Raw genomic sequence first — 15322 nt, 5'->3', positions numbered from 1 at the left:
GCTGAGCGCGGTCGATGTGGGAGCTGGCTTGCCTGCGATGGCATCAGCTCGGTACACCAGGCACACCGAGTCGCCTGCATCGCGGGCAAGCCCGGCTCCCACATTGACTGTGCTCACTTCAGGTCACGGTAGCCCTTAAGGCATCAGCACAGCGCGGCGGGCATCGCCGAGAATGTCGACACCGTTGAGCATGAACTTCTGGGTACGCACGTCGATGTCGATCACCGGAATGCCGTTTTCCAGACGGTTGTAGGTACGGCACGACAACTCCAGGGTGGTAGTGGCCTTGTCGCCCATCTTCAGCTTCGCCTCCTCCAGGGATTTAAGTTTGCCGCCGACGGTGTGGTAGGTGAAATAGGTCTTGCCATCCTGGTCCTGACCGGCTTCACGCACGTTCAGCAGAATATCGTCGCCCTGACGCACGCCCAGGGCCAGCATGATTTCCGGCCCGGCACCTTGCAGAACCAACTTGGCATTGAGCACCTTGCCGCTCTTGGCCATTTCTTCGGCGATGAAGCGCCCGCCGGACATGGATTCCATGTCGAATTCGATCTTCGGCGGGGTGAACTCTTCTACCGTCGCGGACAACGGCAGGCCTTGAAGGGTGGCCGCAATGGCCTGTCTTACACGGTTGGTAAACATTAGAGAACGTCCTCCAGGAACTGCTCGATGATTTCATCGCGGGCATTGAGTTGATAAATCATGTGTTCATTCGGCGCATAGCGGCCGTAGTCGATGACGATGAACCAGGTGCCGTTCTTGTACTTCTCGACACTGTTGAGTTCCGGGTGCAGGTACACGCTGCCGCCTGGGATGGTTTCGTCGGCGACCAGGGTTTGCAGCCAGTCGTTGATGCGCTTGACCTCCTGGTCCATGAAGGACTTGGTGAGGTTCTTGGCCATGGCTTTCTGGCCGGCCTTGACCAGCTTGCGGCTGATCGCATCTTCCAGGCCGACGTAGCTGATGAACTTGCCGGTGATAGAGCGGTTACCCAGCAGCGAAAAACCGCCAAGGATGGTGCGCGCGTAGTAGCTCACGCCGTAGCGGTTGAGCAGGTCGCCTTCGGTGGAGGTGTCGAGGATGTTGTACTCGACCACGCGGGAAACGTCCTCGGCGAACGTCACCTGGTTGCCTGGGCTTTCCCACTGCTTGACCTTGGCCAGTGCAGCGATGGCCAGCGACGATGGCGACAGAAACACGTTCTTTTTCGCCGCCTTGGAGTACACCGACGGCATGTTGTGCACCAGCAGGCAACGGTCGAAACCGAGGTCGGCCCCGCCCAGCTCGCCGCTGTAGGTCACTTGGTCAGCAACCGAAGCATCCTTGCCATCCAGTACCACACGGGCCTTGATGCGCTTGCCGAAGGCGGCGAACTCACCGGCCACGGCTTTGGTGCCGGTGAAGCCAGGGGCGCCGATGATGGTCAGGTCTTCGGGGACGCTGCTCAGGGCAGCCAGGCCCAGTTTGCGGCCAGTGGTCGGCTCATTGCCGCCGATCACATTGTTGAGGGTGTCGGCCGGGGTTGCGCCCTCCTCCACGATCACCACGTAGACCGGCACCTTCACCACTTTGAGGATCTGGTAGACGGCCTGGAACAGCGTGCCCGACTCAGCGCCGGTGGGGTCCAGCAGCGCTTGGGTAGTAAAGCTGTTGATGCGAAACGGCGCGTTTTTCGGGATCGACGCGTGGGCGTTCGGCGCAGTGCCGACCAGGCCGATGACGTTATCGCCAAGGCCACCCATGGCCTCGGGGGATTCGGTGGCATTCACGGTGATGCCGTTGTGCTCGAAGTTAAGAACCTCAGCCATGGTTAGTCAGCCTTCTTGGGGGTGGAGTTGAGGACGCTGGTCAGTTCCAGGCGGCCGGCGGTGCGCAGGGCGGATGCTTCGACGTCGAGCAATTCCAGTTCTTCGCCGGCGGTGGACCAGTGGCCACCTCCGGTGGGGAATGGGATGAGGACGGTGTAGGTTTGGCGGTTGGCCATGAGTGGGATTCTCCGGGTGGAAAACGCCAGAGCCCCTGCGGGCAGGGGCTTTGGGGGGGCGAAAAAAAACCGCTTTCGCGGTGGGTTATTTCAGGAAGTCGGGCTTTTCCGGCCAAATCACCGCATCAGGGTCAGCGCCTTGATCAGGGATATCACGAAGCCCCTGACGATAAACCGCAAACGCAGCTTTATTTTCATCCAACATTGGATAGTCGGGCATCGCCGCATAATCACTGGTAGATAAATCCTGATCACGAGCACTACGAATGACCTGCCACTTAATAAGTGGGTGAAGTTCTGCAGGCACAAAAATTGGTTTCATGGTTTCTCCTTAGCTCAAAGCCAACATAGTTCCCCAGTCGCCTGGACTGGTAACAACACCCGTGCACGCGCCTGCCAACATGACTTCAACAATACCGGAAGCAGACGTCCGCACTGGATGAAGGTGGTAATAGGCGCCAAACAGGTCACTCGGGGCAACAACCGTAGAGCACCAGCGCCATTTACCTTTTTCTGCCCCAGTGCTCCAGGCACCAGTAATGGAACCCTCCACTACCCGGACAAAAGCACCCACCGTGATATAGGAATTGAGCGGAACCGCGCCCGTTCTATCAGCAAGCGCAGTATCAACCGTATAAGGAAACGCGAGCCAAGGACTGACATCTGCGATTGCCCACTTCAATTGCCACACATTGACAGTAGTGCGCCAATACTCACTGGCCCTGATATCAAAGCGAGGAAATTGCTCGCGCACATCTGCCTGGACTTGAAGCAAAAAGTCCACGTCTGCTTGCGGGCGCCCTGTGGCTTGAGAGGCAGTGGTGATTGAACGAAGCTTATTGCTGGTAACCTCGCTGTGAACCCCCCAGTTGTCGATCAGCTTCCCGTCGGCACTAGGATACAAGTTAAAGTTTTTAGTCACTGCAAGCCTTGGCAAACGGCTTTTCAGATCTAAAAGTTGTGCATCGTAGGCACGACGAGCGTCCGCAATCGCCTTATCTATCTCACCGACTTTGTCAGTGACGACACTGGTAAGACTATTCGCCGCGCTAACGACCGAAGCCAATTGCTGTTCTGTACTCAAAATATAAACTCCTTATCTGTTTTGATGACTGAGTGAAACTCAATGGCCGACACTAAAAAAACTCACCGTCAAACACCCCCCTTACTTTCAAGTTGCATTACTCGAAACAAGAGCCCGACACCTCTGGCCATATTGTCAACAGTGGCAGCCGAGAGACTCGCCAACTCATCGACCAGCAACACATTAAGGTTTTCACTCCCCACCACAATCGTCACGCTATCCGCCGGCAACGGCGAAATATCCAGCGTGAATTTTTGCAGTACTCGCGCCGCTGCCGCTTTGTACGTCAACAACTTCCCTGCCACGGAATACACCGCTAGCAAAGTCCCGCTGGCGAGATAAAACCCGAACTCGCCAATTTCATATTCGGCCTCGCCATCAAACAGCGCGGCCATCCTGAGTTGCCGGTCGCCCAGGTCCTCGTAATCCACAATCGCGACCCGTTGGCGCTCATCGCGCAGCGCCACCTCCGTGCCGTCCGGGTTGTAGCGACCGGTGCCGGCGCCGATGTGCGTGATTTCGCCTTTCAGGCCCTGGTTCTTTGCCTGCAGCACTTCATCCAAACCCTTGGAGGTGAAGCGCACCAGGCGCGTAATGTCATCTGTCATGGCTGCGCCCTGAGGTCGTAGTCGTTAATGGTGTAGTGCCGGGCCAGCCCGGCACTGGTTAGCCGGGCGGCAAGCCCGAATTCAGGTAACGCACCTTCAAGCTGCAACTCGCCATCGCTCAATGGGGTGTGGGCTGCGCTGTTGAAGGAGACGGCACCGTGAAGCTTCGCTTCGGGCAGTGCGCCAGGAGGGTTGTCCTCGCCGATGCTCAAACCGGGGTCAACGGCACCGGTGAGCCGCAGACCCTGGGAGGTTTCATGCACGATGGTGATCGTCGCCAGGTCCCGCTCACTCTGCGCCGCATTGATCCGGCGAATAAGCCGGTTATGATCGCCGCTGGACCAACTGCGCCCGATGATCGCCTGCACATCAAAGGTGTAGGGGACACCCAATGGCCGCTGCTGATACCAGGCGCTGATGTTGGGGGTGAACCCCAGCGACTCCACTGCGTAGCTCAACGCCTTGGGCGTACCCGCCTGGCGCTGGATCTGCCAGGACAAGGCTGTGGTGAGGCGCTTTTCGGTCTCGCTGGCGTGCGCATCCCACTCACTGACACCACGGTCGGCGGCTAGGTAAGGAAGAAATTCGGCTGGCGTCTGCAGCGGGTTCATCAAGGCCGGAAACGGCGGTACAACCCGCTCCAGCAACTGCCCGAAGCCCAGGTCCAGTGCCTTCTCCAACGGTGAGCTGTTAGCCGGCAAGAGGCTCGCTTTGGGTTCACTCATAGCGTGCGCACCTCCACCTCGACGCCCGTACAGTACGGGGCCTGGAACGCAGTGCTGACAATCGGCTCCAGCGGTTCGAGGATCTGCAGTTGGGCGGCGCCGGCGCTGTGGATGGCGTAGTCGATCCAACTTGGGTCGACTCGCCCTTCCAGACGATGACAGGAGTCGGCGTAGGTCTGCAGCAGCTGCTGCGCGGCAACCTGGGTCAACCCCGAATCCGGGCCGGCGTTGATCCAGGCCACTACGCGAATCTTGTAGTGCTGAACCTGCGCCCCTTGAACAGTGACTAGGTCCGTTTCCGGCCTTACATCTGGTCGTGCGAAATGTCGCCGTACGCCGTCCAGCAAATCGGCAGACGCGGTGCCATCGCGCTCCCTTGAAAGCACAGTGACCATCACTTCGCCGGGGGCGGTACGTCGGCCGTTACCGTCCTTGACCTGAGCCGCATAGCCGTCCGGATCAAAGGTATAGCTGACAGTCACCACGCCCGGCGTGGCGCTTTGCACCTTGACCGACGGCCGCTCGCCAAGGGTGAACACCTCGCGACGATATTGCATGCGCGAGCCCGCCGCCGGGGCATGTGGCGCCAGGTAATAGCGCAGGCGAGCGTCGTCGTCGCTCTCCAAGATCGGCGGCTCCGGCGGGAACGCGGCCGGGTCGCCGGGATCGAGCACTTGGCGCTCCAAGCCCATATCGGCCAGGCGCGCATCCAAATTGCTGTCGGTGGCCCACCACGCCAGCATCTGTTTGATGCGCGCGTTGTATTTGCGCTCGTGGGTTTGCAGCCGCACACAAAACGCTTCCAGCGCCAAGGTCAGCAGCTCGCTTTCATTGTCGAGGCTGGCCTTGAGTTTGGCCGCACTTTGCGGCGCTCGGGTGGCGACGTAATCGACAACAAACGCCTTGAATTCGGCCAGCAACGGTTCGAACTCATCCACCGCGATGATGGCCGGTTCCGCCAGTTGGTTCTGGCCGGGGATCAGCATGCTCATGTCACGACCTCAAAGGATTGTTGGCGGTTTTTCCAGGTGCCGGCAAAGCGCAGCAGCAGGCCCGCGCCTTGGCGGGTTGCGACGATGACCTGGGGTTGGAAGTCGCCGATGCCGTTCTGCGCGTTATAGAACGCTTGGGCGGCGTGGCTTTGAGCGAGGATCAGCAGGTCGTCGCCGAGGTTCTGGCCGAGCAGTTGCGGGATCTGCGAGCCGTACAGCGGGCGTTTTTGGCGAGTGCCCACGGGGGTGGTCAGCGCTCGGGTGGCGCGCTGCACGAATTGCAGCCAGTCATCGACGGCTGCCCCGGTGTTCCTGTCGATTCCGATCATGCGGTGTCCTTATCGGGGGCTGATGACGCGTCCTTGGTGGTCCACCACGGGGCCGCTGAAGTGTGCGCCGCCAGCATCGAGCAACAGGCGGGTGCCGCCGATTTGCAGAGTGATGCCCTGGGCGCTCATGGTCAGGCTGGCGGCGCCGACCTTGATGTCTACCTGTTCGCGGGAGCCGGTAAATGTGGTGGGGCCGTTGACCCAGTTGAACGTGTGGCTGGCGTCGTCGTAGTCGCTTTGAGTGCCGTCCTGATGGCGGCGCCGGGTCAAGCTGGCAACGCTGGAGACCGGCGGAAACTGGCTACTGTTCAGGCCGAACAAGGCCACAGACTGGCCGCCGCCTTCGCCGCCGCCGTAGTTGAGCAACAGGCATTGTTCGCCCACGGACGGAATGCGCGTTTCAGTCTGTGCACCGGCGCTGGGGTTGAAAAAGCGGATGGCCGGCGTGAGCAACTCACCGTGGCTGACCTTGCAGGTACTGTTGGCGGCGTCGACCTCCTGACACACGCCAATGCGGCAGAAGCTTTCGGCACGTCGGTAAAGGTCTTCAAGCTGGGTTTCCATTTCCACCAGGCGCTCGACGATCGGCCCCAGTTGCATGCGTAACAGCGCGTCGAACATGGGCTACTCCGCCAGTGGTTTGTATTGATCGGGGTCGTTGATGTTCGAGACTTCCCAGGTGCGGGCGAACAGCGGTTGGCCTGTGGGATCGGTGAGTAATACAGGTCCCAAGTAAAGGGTTTGGGTGAAGGAAACGGTCCAGGTGTCGTAGTCCGTTTCCGCCGTGGTGCGCACAGACGGCGCGGCGACGATATTCATCGGCAAATCACACTGTGCCTGCGGCAGCTTCCAGCGGTTATCCAGCACCAGGTCCATAAGCTGGCTGGCCAGGTCGCAGGCATCAAATGGCAATGCCCCGGGCGCAACCATGGCCTTGAGCGAAAGGGTCAACGCGTGAGCCTTGCGCCCTTCGCGAGAGCGAATGCCGGGGCCATTGCCCTCGACAGTAATCAGTACGCCGGTTTTGTCCCCGGCGCCGTTAAAGTCTTGGTGATTGCCGACCTTCAAGTCCGGGAAGGCCGCTTTTAGCGCTTCGCCAATGGCGAGGGGCAGTTGAGAGGGCTTTTCGATGAGCGTCATTTTAAGTAGCGTCCTTGCAACAGTTACTGCGGGTCCTGACGGGAGTTTTCGTTGATCCCGATGCGCTTGGCCGCCCACCGCTCATACAGACCGATGGCTACATCGGCACCGGCCATGGCAGTCAGGCAACCGATGGCGCCGGCCGTCCAGATCGACATGCCGGCGGCGTAGCACAGCATCAGCGCTGAAACGCCGCACACCATGCAGGCTCCGGAGCGCAGGGCCAGACGGCGGATCAGCGACCAACCCCGTGCGCCCTCTTTGTCGGCGCGCCACATTTCGCCGGATACCCCGCCGATCACTGCCAATACGATGACCAGCCAGATAGGCATTTCCGCTAACGCTTGCTGTTCATTTGTCATGTCACGCCTCCTGGCTGAGCAATAGATAGTCCGTTTTTCATTTACAAATGCTTCGATAGGTAGGCATTCCAAAAAGCCCGGTCGCCCGGGCTTTTCAGTAATGCGGTCCAGATTCGGTCTTTCGGCGCTACTGGCGCGGTACGGACCTTTCCTAAGATGTTTTTCCGACCACGATCCCTGTCTGCCGGATAACTGCTTCTGGTGCTTTACGCTGCACACCCGGGTCAGTTGCCAACCCTCTGAACCGTTATTAGGCCGGTTCATCGCTGCCTGTTTTTGAAGCGTTGAAACTAAAGAGCGTCGGCATCCTTGCCGGTGTTGCCTGGCATCCCTGCCATCGCTTCGATGGCGTCCTTGCCGATGTTGCGTGCCTTCCTTGTCTTCCTTGGCAGCATCCTTGCCGCCTCCACCACCTTGTTGGCTGGCTTGAGATGAAGAATATGCATGTATGCATATACAGTCAATGCACAAATGCATTTATTTTTCTGCGCGAAATGCACGGATGCATTTTCAGCCTTGCGGGTGAAGGGTTTGCCGGTTTTTTGCAGACGAAAAAAAGCCCGCGCACTGGCGGGCTTTGTCTTACGTAAGGAGGTTAACGGGCGTACATGCCCCACCAGAATACATGGCCGAGGATACTGATCTGCTCATCCTGGATATCCTGGAAACTGTAGTCCTCATCCGGGTGCTCATCGCGATTGAAACTGCGCAGACGAATCCCGGAAGGCAGGCGGTAGAGCTGTTTCACCCGCAACTGGCCATTATGGTTGATGGCATACAAGTCGCCATCGACGATGTCGCCAATGCCACTCTTGCCTGCGTTCACCCCGACCGTGGCGCCGTCGCGCAGCACCGGCAACATACTGTTGCCGCGCACCGTCACACACTTGGCCTGGTCGAACTGCACACCGTTATGCCGCAGGCTGCGCTTGCCGAACCGCAAGCTGGCCTTCTCGCTTTCCTCGATGACGAATCTTCCTGATCCAGCAGCCAATTCAACCTCGCGCAGAAAGGGGATCGACACCTCGTCATCATTAACGGGCGTGTCGTCATCCCACAGGCTTATGTCCTTGAGTTCCGAATGCATCGGGTCGCGCCCGTCATCGCGCAAAACCCCCGCCGCCGCGCGCCCGCGCAAGTGGTCGGTGCTGACGCGAAAGTACTCGGCGATGCGCGAGATGTGCTTGTCCGACGGATCAACGATCTTGCCGCTGAGGATCCGCGAGAGTGTGGATTGAGGCACGCCGGTACGCCGGTGAAGCTCCGTGGGGGAGATCCGGTCGCGGTCCAGCAGTTCTCTTAAGACGGTAGAAACGTTGCGTTTTTGCATAACGCGGATAGTGCCGGGTGTTTTGGGGGTTGGCAAATGCTAATTTGCATAACTTATGCAAAATCAGAAAACGTAATCCAACACGTCGGTAAGTAATGGGGCCTAAGCACTCGTCATTTTCAAAGTCTGAGAGGCTGCTATCAGCCAAAAGCAGTCATTCATCTCACGTTCAAACAAGAGGATGTTTATAGGGAGGACGATAACCGAGAATTCATGAGGCACCGACGGTCGGACTCGTCTCAAGCACCGCTCTGGAAGGCCGATACCACAGGTGTTAGTTTGCGCGGCTCCGGCTACAAACCGGAACCGCAGACAGGGATGTTTGGACGTCTTTTACGCCCAACCAGGCGTACCTAATTCCTGTCATGAGTATCATCCGATGCTGCAAAGATCCCTAAGAACCCAAATCCTCGCGCTGCTGAGCGGCAGCCTGTTGGCGATGTTGCTGATTGCTTTGGCATGCTTTCATTTCCTGTCTAACGGCGTGCAAAACTACGCCAACCTAATCGAAGGTCCGCTGCACACTTCGCAATTGATCGACGAGGCCAACCTGCAATTCAAGGTGCAGGTGCAGGAATGGAAAAACGTATTACTAAGGGGCAAGCAGCCGGCAGACCTGGATAAATATTGGAAGCAATTCGAAGAACGTCAGCGCGATGTACAAGGGATTCTCGGCGAACTGGCTAACCAGAAAGGCCTGGACGGCCAACTCAAGGCCCGCATCGAACGCCTGCGTGACGAACACCGTCAGCTGGGCAGCGCTTACCAGAAAGGTCGCGATGCCTATATCGCCGCGGGTGCAGACCCCAGCGCAGGCGACGCCGCCGTTAAAGGCGTCGACCGTGCTACCAGCGACCAGATGAGCGAACTTGTCGGCGAACTGCGCAAGCAGGGTACCGAGCAATCGACGCTGATCAGCGCGGGTGCAAAGCGCACGGTGATGTTGGGGATTATCGTAATGCTCGCCTCGGGTCTGTTGATCGGCCTGTTGAGCCTGTGGCTCATCAACCGTAACTTGGTTGACCCCATCCGCAAGCTGATCGACTACGTGGCGCAACTGAGCCAAGGCAAATTTGCCGAACGCGTGGCCAGTAGCCGTGAAGACGAGTTGGGCAAACTGGCCATGGCCGCCAACACTTTGCGCGACTTTCTAGCCGAAACTTTCAACCGCTTGCAGCGCAGCGCCAAGGATCTGGACAGCGCAAGTAGCGAGTTAAGTACCATCGCGGGTCTCATGGCCAGCGGCACCAACGAGCAGTTCGACCGTACCGATCAGGTGGCCACGGCGATGAACGAAATGTCCGCCACCGCCCAGGAAGTGGCCCGTCACGCAGCCGATGCCGCACGCGCAGCCGATGATGCCGACCAATCCGCACAGCAGGGCGAAAAAGTCATGCGGTGCACCATTCACACCATCACCCAAATGCGTGGCGAGATCGCCAACACAGCGACGGTCATCCGTCGCCTGGAAACCGACAGTGGCCGCATCGGCAAGGTGCTGGAAGTGATTCGCGGCATCGCCGAACAGACTAATTTGCTGGCGCTGAACGCGGCGATCGAAGCGGCCCGTGCCGGTGAAGCCGGACGCGGTTTTGCGGTCGTGGCCGACGAAGTACGAAGCCTGGCCCAGCGTACGGCGGCGTCGATCATCGAAATCAACCAGATCATCCAAACGGTGCAAACCGGCGCGGTGGACGCGGCTCAGGCGATTGAAAGTGGCCAGTCGCGCAGTGAAGAAAGTGTCGCGCAAGTGAATGAGGCCGGCGCCATGCTGGAGCGCATCACCCATGCCGTAGAAGCCATTCGCGACATGAACCGCCAGATTGCCACCGCCGCCGAAGAGCAAACCTCGGTGGCGGAAGACATCTCGCGCAACCTCACCGAAATCACCACGATTGCCAGTACCAACCTAGACAACATGCAGCGCACCGAAGCGGCAAGCCGCAACCTTCACGGGTTGTCAGGGCAGTTGAACGAAGTGACGGCACGCCTGAGTGCTTAGTCGGACCGTTAGCGTTTAGATCGGCTTCAGGCTGAGCAGCCATGTTGGAAGACCGAGCCCCGTATTTGGTCATAGCCTTACACGGGGCAAATGCTCAGACCAAAGACTCTCAGCATGTGTAACCTTGCGGCGGTGATACTTAATCGACGAAACGTATGCTTTTTTGCTGCCATGCTGGACAGCTTTTTGGCCAGGCACTTTTGGCAGCAACTGCGTTAGATCCAATAATTGGGTCTCCGCTTTTTCGAGCGCGGTGATTGAGTAGCGCAGCCAAACCTTTTCAAGTGGCCACAGGTCAGGGCTCTTATCGTTAGGTGATCATTTGCGGGGCGTATCCTCCCGCATGGGTCCGCTGGCAACTGGCAAAGCAAAGAGGCTCCCCTTTTTCCCAGTTGCACCCACCCCACCACCACGCTACCCTCCCCTCCGTCGCTGCCAATTCAGCGATCGGGCCTGATAACCCGGCAAGATGCAGGCGCACCAAGCGCCCCCAAACCCGATTTGCAGGCGCTTTTTTTCGCCTCACAATTCGTGCAATGGCGGCTGTGCGTGGGAGACCTTCGGGTCTGCCGGGTTCCTGTATCTCCGGTTTATCAGCCTGCGCACAGCTGCCACCCAATTCGCCTGATAACGAACGTGGTAGCTCTCAATTGATATGGGAGTTTTACCGATGACCGCTACAAATCCGTCTGCATTAACCACCCTGGGCGTCACCCCCTTCTCCTTCCACTCCGACCAACCTCTATTGCGCGTCAACAGCGGTGTTGCCCTGCACGAAGCCTTGAACCACGCCTCCGACCTCCTCCACGTTGCCAAGCAGCTTGCAGAAGATGCGGCGATGACCAAGGAGACGGACCGTTACGCCTGGGCGTCGCATTACTTGCAGGAGATGGCGAAAGCGGTGGTGGATGATGTGGTGAAGGTGTTGGATTCGCCCGGTAACATTCAGTAAATCGGGCAACCGTAAAAAAGGGCGGCGCTTATATAAAGGCGCCGCCCTTTTTTGTGTTTTACCTGGCCGTTTGCGACCTGCGAAGGGCCGACTTCACGTGTTAACCTTGCGCCCATCGCAACAAATGCTGGGCCAAGCGCCCGATGCCGATCAGTTGTGCGACCACGATTGGGCAGACACCGAAGATAAATGTGGGAGCTGTCGAGCTACAGCTCCCACCTTTGACCTGCTGTGTTTGGACGTCCGCACTTTTAACTGATCGACACTGGACCACGCGCCCCCTTTGCCCCATCACTTTCAACGAATTTGCCTACTATCCAATGAGTAAAAACACCTCCGATCTGTCCTCCCACACGCCGATGATGCAGCAGTACTGGCGTCTGAAAAACCAGCACCCTGATCAGTTGATGTTCTATCGCATGGGCGACTTCTACGAGATCTTCTACGAAGACGCGAAGAAGGCTGCCAAGTTGCTGGACATCACCTTGACCGCGCGCGGGCAGTCGGCGGGGCAGTCGATTCCGATGTGTGGGATTCCTTACCACTCGTTGGAAGGCTACTTGGTCAAGCTGGTGAAGCTGGGCGAGTCGGTGGTGATCTGTGAGCAGATCGGCGACCCGGCGACCAGCAAAGGGCCGGTGGAACGTCAGGTGGTGCGCATTATTACGCCGGGCACGGTGAGTGATGAGGCGTTGCTGGACGAGCGCCGTGACAACCTGATCGCGGCGGTGCTGGGCGATGAGCGTTTGTTCGGCCTGTCGGTGCTGGACATCACCAGCGGCAATTTCAGCGTGCTGGAGATCAAGGGCTGGGAGAACCTGCTGGCGGAGCTTGAGCGCATCAACCCGGTGGAGTTGTTGATTCCGGATGATTGGCCGAAGGACTTGCCGGCAGAAAAGCGTCGTGGGACCAAGCGTCGTGCGCCGTGGGACTTTGAGCGTGATTCAGCGCTGAAAAGTCTGTGCCAGCAGTTCTCGGTGCAAGACCTTAAAGGTTTCGGCTGCGAAACCCTGACCCTGGCCATCGGCGCCGCCGGTTGCCTGCTTGGTTATGCCAAGGAAACCCAGCGCACCGCCCTGCCGCATTTGCGCAGCCTGCGCCATGAGCGCCTGGACGACACCGTGGTGCTTGATGGCGCCAGCCGTCGCAACCTCGAGTTGGACACCAACCTGGCCGGTGGCCGCGACAACACGCTGCAATCGGTGGTGGACCGTTGCCAGACCGCCATGGGCAGCCGCTTGCTGACCCGCTGGCTGAACCGGCCGCTGCGGGATTTGACCGTGCTGCAAGCGCGCCAAACCTCTATTACCTGCCTGCTGGATGGCTATCGCTTTGAAACGCTGCAGCCGCAGTTGAAGGAAATCGGCGATATCGAGCGCATCCTGGCGCGGATCGGCCTACGCAATGCGCGGCCGCGCGACCTGGCGCGTCTGCGCGATGCCTTGAGCGCGCTGCCGCAGTTGCAAGCGGCGATGGCCCACCTCGACACGCCGCACCTGCAACAACTGGCCGTGACCGCCGGCACTTACCCGGACCTCGCGGCGCTGTTGGAAAAAGCCATTATCGACAACCCGCCGGCCATCATCCGTGACGGCGGCGTGCTGAAAACCGGTTACGACACCGAGCTGGATGAACTGCAATCGCTGAGCGAAAACGCCGGGCAATTCCTGATCGACCTGGAAGCTCGCGAAAAGGCCCGCACTGGCCTGACCAATTTGAAGGTCGGTTACAACCGCGTGCATGGCTACTTTATTGAGTTGCCGAGCAAGCAGGCCGAGTCGGCACCAATCGACTATCAGCGTCGCCAAACGCTCAAAGGTGCCGAGCGTTTCATCACGCCGGAGCTCAAAGAATTTGAAGACAAGGCGCTGTCGGCCAAGAGCCGCGCCCTGGCGCGCGAGAAAATGCTCTATGAAGCCCTGCTCGAAGACTTGATCAGCCGTCTGGCGCCGCTGCAGGACACCGCCGCGGCCCTGGCGGAACTGGATGTGTTGAGCAACCTGGCCGAGCGCGCGCTGAACCTTGACCTGAACTGCCCGCGGTTTGTCAGCGAGCCGTGCATGCGCATTGTGCAGGGGCGTCACCCGGTGGTGGAGCAGGTGTTGACCACGCCGTTCGTCGCCAACGACCTGTCGCTGGATGACGACACCCGCATGCTGGTGATCACCGGTCCGAACATGGGCGGTAAATCCACCTACATGCGCCAGACCGCGTTGATCGTACTGCTGGCGCATATCGGCAGCTTTGTGCCAGCGGCCAGTTGCGAGCTGTCGCTGGTCGACCGCATTTTCACGCGGATCGGTTCCAGCGATGACCTGGCCGGTGGCCGTTCGACCTTTATGGTGGAAATGAGCGAAACCGCCAACATCCTCCACAACGCGACCGAACGCAGCCTGGTGCTGATGGACGAAGTCGGCCGCGGCACCAGCACCTTCGACGGGCTGTCGCTGGCCTGGGCGGCGGCCGAGCGATTGGCGCATTTGCGCGCCTATACATTGTTCGCCACGCACTATTTCGAGCTGACCGTGCTGCCGGAAAGCGAGCCGCTGGTGGCCAACGTGCATCTCAATGCCACTGAGCACAACGAACGTATCGTGTTTCTGCACCACGTGCTGCCAGGGCCGGCAAGCCAGAGTTACGGCCTGGCCGTGGCGCAGTTGGCCGGTGTACCAGGCGATGTGATCACCCGCGCTCGCGAGCACCTCAGCCGCCTGGAAACCACGGCCTTGCCCCATGAAACCGTGGTGGCAAGCCCGAAAAAAGCCAGCAGCAAACCGGCCGCGCCGCACCAGAGTGATATGTTCGCCAGCCTGCCTCACCCGGTGCTGGATGAACTGGCCAAGCTTGACCTGGACGGCCTGACCCCGCGTAAAGCGCTAGAAATGTTATATGCACTGCAAGTTCGGATATAACGCAGACGCTTGCAAGCTGATAGAATCTCGCGCGGTTTGGGATGCTGCGGGCTTTTAGCCTGGCCTGCAGACTATCGCTCCCGAACCTCGCGAGCCCCACCACAAGGGGTTTCGCTGCCGCCGCCTGAGGAGAGAATTAGAAATGACCTTCGTCGTTACCGACAACTGCATCAAGTGCAAGTACACCGACTGCGTCGAAGTGTGTCCGGTGGACTGCTTCTACGAAGGCCCGAACTTCCTGGTTATCCATCCGGATGAGTGCATCGACTGCGCCCTGTGTGAACCAGAATGCCCGGCCGTCGCTATTTTCTCCGAGGACGAAGTCCCGGCAGAGATGCAGGAATTCATTCAGTTGAACGTCGAATTGGCGGAAATCTGGCCGAATATCACCGAACGCAAGGATCCGATGCCGGATGCAGCGGAGTGGGATGGCAAAAAGGGCAAGATTGCAGACCTCGAGCGCTGAAGCGCCGTCGCCCAATAAAAAAGGCCCCTTGCGGGCCTTTTTGCGTTTCTGCGGGGCGGGTTTTACTTTTCTACAGGCAAAAAAAGGGGCGGTATGACCCGCCCACATTTTTTCCCTAGTCCCTGTATTCCTTTTTCATCATCCTGATGAATCGCATCCTGCGACGTTCCTTCAACCATCGTTCCTTGATGGCTGTGTCAATCCGTGGACACAGGGCTGATGTTAGAGAGTTCCAAGGGAAGTTCAACGGGATCCAACGGTTGGGTTGAAGAGCTTCATCGCTAAAACGAAAATAAATAATTGTTATATTTCAACAAGATAGAAAAGTCTCTCGCCATTTCGAGATGTCCACGCCCGGTAAAAAACCCAAACACTTACGAAAAAGTAAGCGAATGCTTACACGCGCAAATGCGTAAAAGCGCAACAGCACCCGGTT

The 15322-nt window shown here is 58.7% G+C and carries 18 protein-coding genes; 4 read left to right on the top strand and 14 right to left on the bottom strand.

Going from position 1 to position 15322, the window contains the following annotated elements; translation table 11 throughout:
• Nucleotides 1-135 precede the first annotated feature (135 nt).
• The 14 genes from AB5I78_RS06415 to AB5I78_RS06350 all read right to left on the bottom strand — a co-directional run bounded on the left by AB5I78_RS06415 (nt 136) and on the right by AB5I78_RS06350 (nt 8554).
• A complete protein-coding gene (locus tag AB5I78_RS06415) occupies nt 136-642 on the bottom strand; it encodes a phage major tail tube protein (RefSeq protein WP_106577243.1) in 507 nt (168 codons plus the stop codon).
• Complete coding sequence (locus AB5I78_RS06410) at nt 642-1808, bottom strand: phage tail protein (RefSeq protein ID WP_110624383.1); 1167 nt, start codon at nt 1806-1808, stop codon at nt 642-644. The genes AB5I78_RS06415 and AB5I78_RS06410 overlap by 1 nt, the downstream gene beginning before the upstream one ends.
• A 2-nt stretch (nt 1809-1810) precedes the next feature.
• Complete coding sequence (locus AB5I78_RS06405; protein ID WP_163005422.1) at nt 1811-1984, bottom strand: hypothetical protein; 174 nt, start codon at nt 1982-1984, stop codon at nt 1811-1813.
• An 85-nt stretch (nt 1985-2069) separates the two neighbouring features.
• The gene (locus AB5I78_RS06400) at nt 2070-2306 is read right to left on the bottom strand and encodes a tail fiber assembly protein (protein WP_369300849.1); all 237 of its coding nucleotides are present in this window, start codon (nt 2304-2306) and stop codon (nt 2070-2072) included.
• A 9-nt stretch (nt 2307-2315) separates the two neighbouring features.
• Nucleotides 2316-3068 carry a hypothetical protein gene (locus AB5I78_RS06395; protein WP_369300850.1) on the bottom strand — a complete coding sequence of 251 codons (753 nt, stop codon included), beginning with the start codon at nt 3066-3068 and terminating at the stop codon, nt 2316-2318.
• Between the two features lie 68 nt (nt 3069-3136).
• On the bottom strand, nt 3137-3676 hold the full coding sequence (locus tag AB5I78_RS06390; RefSeq protein ID WP_369300851.1) for a hypothetical protein: 540 nt from the start codon (nt 3674-3676) through the stop codon (nt 3137-3139).
• Nucleotides 3673-4401, bottom strand: coding sequence for a phage tail protein I (locus tag AB5I78_RS06385; protein ID WP_369300852.1), 729 nt, complete (start codon nt 4399-4401; stop codon nt 3673-3675). The genes AB5I78_RS06390 and AB5I78_RS06385 overlap by 4 nt, the downstream gene beginning before the upstream one ends.
• The gene (locus AB5I78_RS06380) at nt 4398-5393 is read right to left on the bottom strand and encodes a baseplate J/gp47 family protein (RefSeq protein WP_369300853.1); all 996 of its coding nucleotides are present in this window, start codon (nt 5391-5393) and stop codon (nt 4398-4400) included. The genes AB5I78_RS06385 and AB5I78_RS06380 overlap by 4 nt, the downstream gene beginning before the upstream one ends.
• Nucleotides 5390-5722, bottom strand: coding sequence for a phage baseplate protein (locus AB5I78_RS06375; protein WP_106577249.1), 333 nt, complete (start codon nt 5720-5722; stop codon nt 5390-5392). The genes AB5I78_RS06380 and AB5I78_RS06375 overlap by 4 nt, the downstream gene beginning before the upstream one ends.
• A 9-nt stretch (nt 5723-5731) precedes the next feature.
• Entirely contained in the window at nt 5732-6343 is a 612-nt protein-coding gene (locus tag AB5I78_RS06370) for a phage baseplate assembly protein V (RefSeq protein ID WP_369300854.1), read from the bottom strand.
• Nucleotides 6344-6346: 3 nt separating this feature from the next.
• On the bottom strand, nt 6347-6862 hold the full coding sequence (locus AB5I78_RS06365) for a hypothetical protein (protein WP_106577251.1): 516 nt from the start codon (nt 6860-6862) through the stop codon (nt 6347-6349).
• Nucleotides 6863-6885: 23 nt separating this feature from the next.
• The gene (locus AB5I78_RS06360; RefSeq protein ID WP_106577252.1) at nt 6886-7224 is read right to left on the bottom strand and encodes a phage holin family protein; all 339 of its coding nucleotides are present in this window, start codon (nt 7222-7224) and stop codon (nt 6886-6888) included.
• Nucleotides 7225-7514: 290 nt separating this feature from the next.
• Nucleotides 7515-7841 (bottom strand): hypothetical protein, encoded by a 327-nt coding sequence (locus AB5I78_RS06355; protein WP_370004831.1) that lies wholly within the window; start codon nt 7839-7841, stop codon nt 7515-7517.
• A complete protein-coding gene (locus AB5I78_RS06350) occupies nt 7820-8554 on the bottom strand; it encodes an XRE family transcriptional regulator (protein WP_106577253.1) in 735 nt (244 codons plus the stop codon). The genes AB5I78_RS06355 and AB5I78_RS06350 overlap by 22 nt, the downstream gene beginning before the upstream one ends.
• A 379-nt stretch (nt 8555-8933) precedes the next feature.
• Here AB5I78_RS06350 and AB5I78_RS06345 point away from each other — a divergent pair, with 379 nt between their 5' ends.
• The 4 genes from AB5I78_RS06345 (at nt 8934) to fdxA (ending at nt 14886) form a co-directional block, all read left to right on the top strand.
• Nucleotides 8934-10556, top strand: coding sequence for a methyl-accepting chemotaxis protein (locus AB5I78_RS06345; RefSeq protein ID WP_369300856.1), 1623 nt, complete (start codon nt 8934-8936; stop codon nt 10554-10556).
• Between the two features lie 670 nt (nt 10557-11226).
• Nucleotides 11227-11508 carry a DUF3077 domain-containing protein gene (locus AB5I78_RS06340; protein ID WP_369300857.1) on the top strand — a complete coding sequence of 94 codons (282 nt, stop codon included), beginning with the start codon at nt 11227-11229 and terminating at the stop codon, nt 11506-11508.
• A gap of 320 nt (nt 11509-11828) precedes the next feature.
• Entirely contained in the window at nt 11829-14420 is a 2592-nt protein-coding gene (gene mutS, locus AB5I78_RS06335) for a DNA mismatch repair protein MutS (RefSeq protein WP_369300858.1), read from the top strand.
• 142 nt (nt 14421-14562) lie between these two features.
• On the top strand, nt 14563-14886 hold the full coding sequence (gene fdxA, locus AB5I78_RS06330; protein ID WP_003208688.1) for a ferredoxin FdxA: 324 nt from the start codon (nt 14563-14565) through the stop codon (nt 14884-14886).
• The last annotated feature ends 436 nt before the right edge of the window (nt 14887-15322 follow it).

The organism is Pseudomonas sp. N2-3-1-14 (assembly GCF_041228395.1).
Classification (GTDB): Bacteria; Pseudomonadota; Gammaproteobacteria; order Pseudomonadales; family Pseudomonadaceae; genus Aquipseudomonas.
Note: the sequence above shows the minus strand (reverse complement) of the source record. Positions and strands in the feature narration are given on the sequence as shown.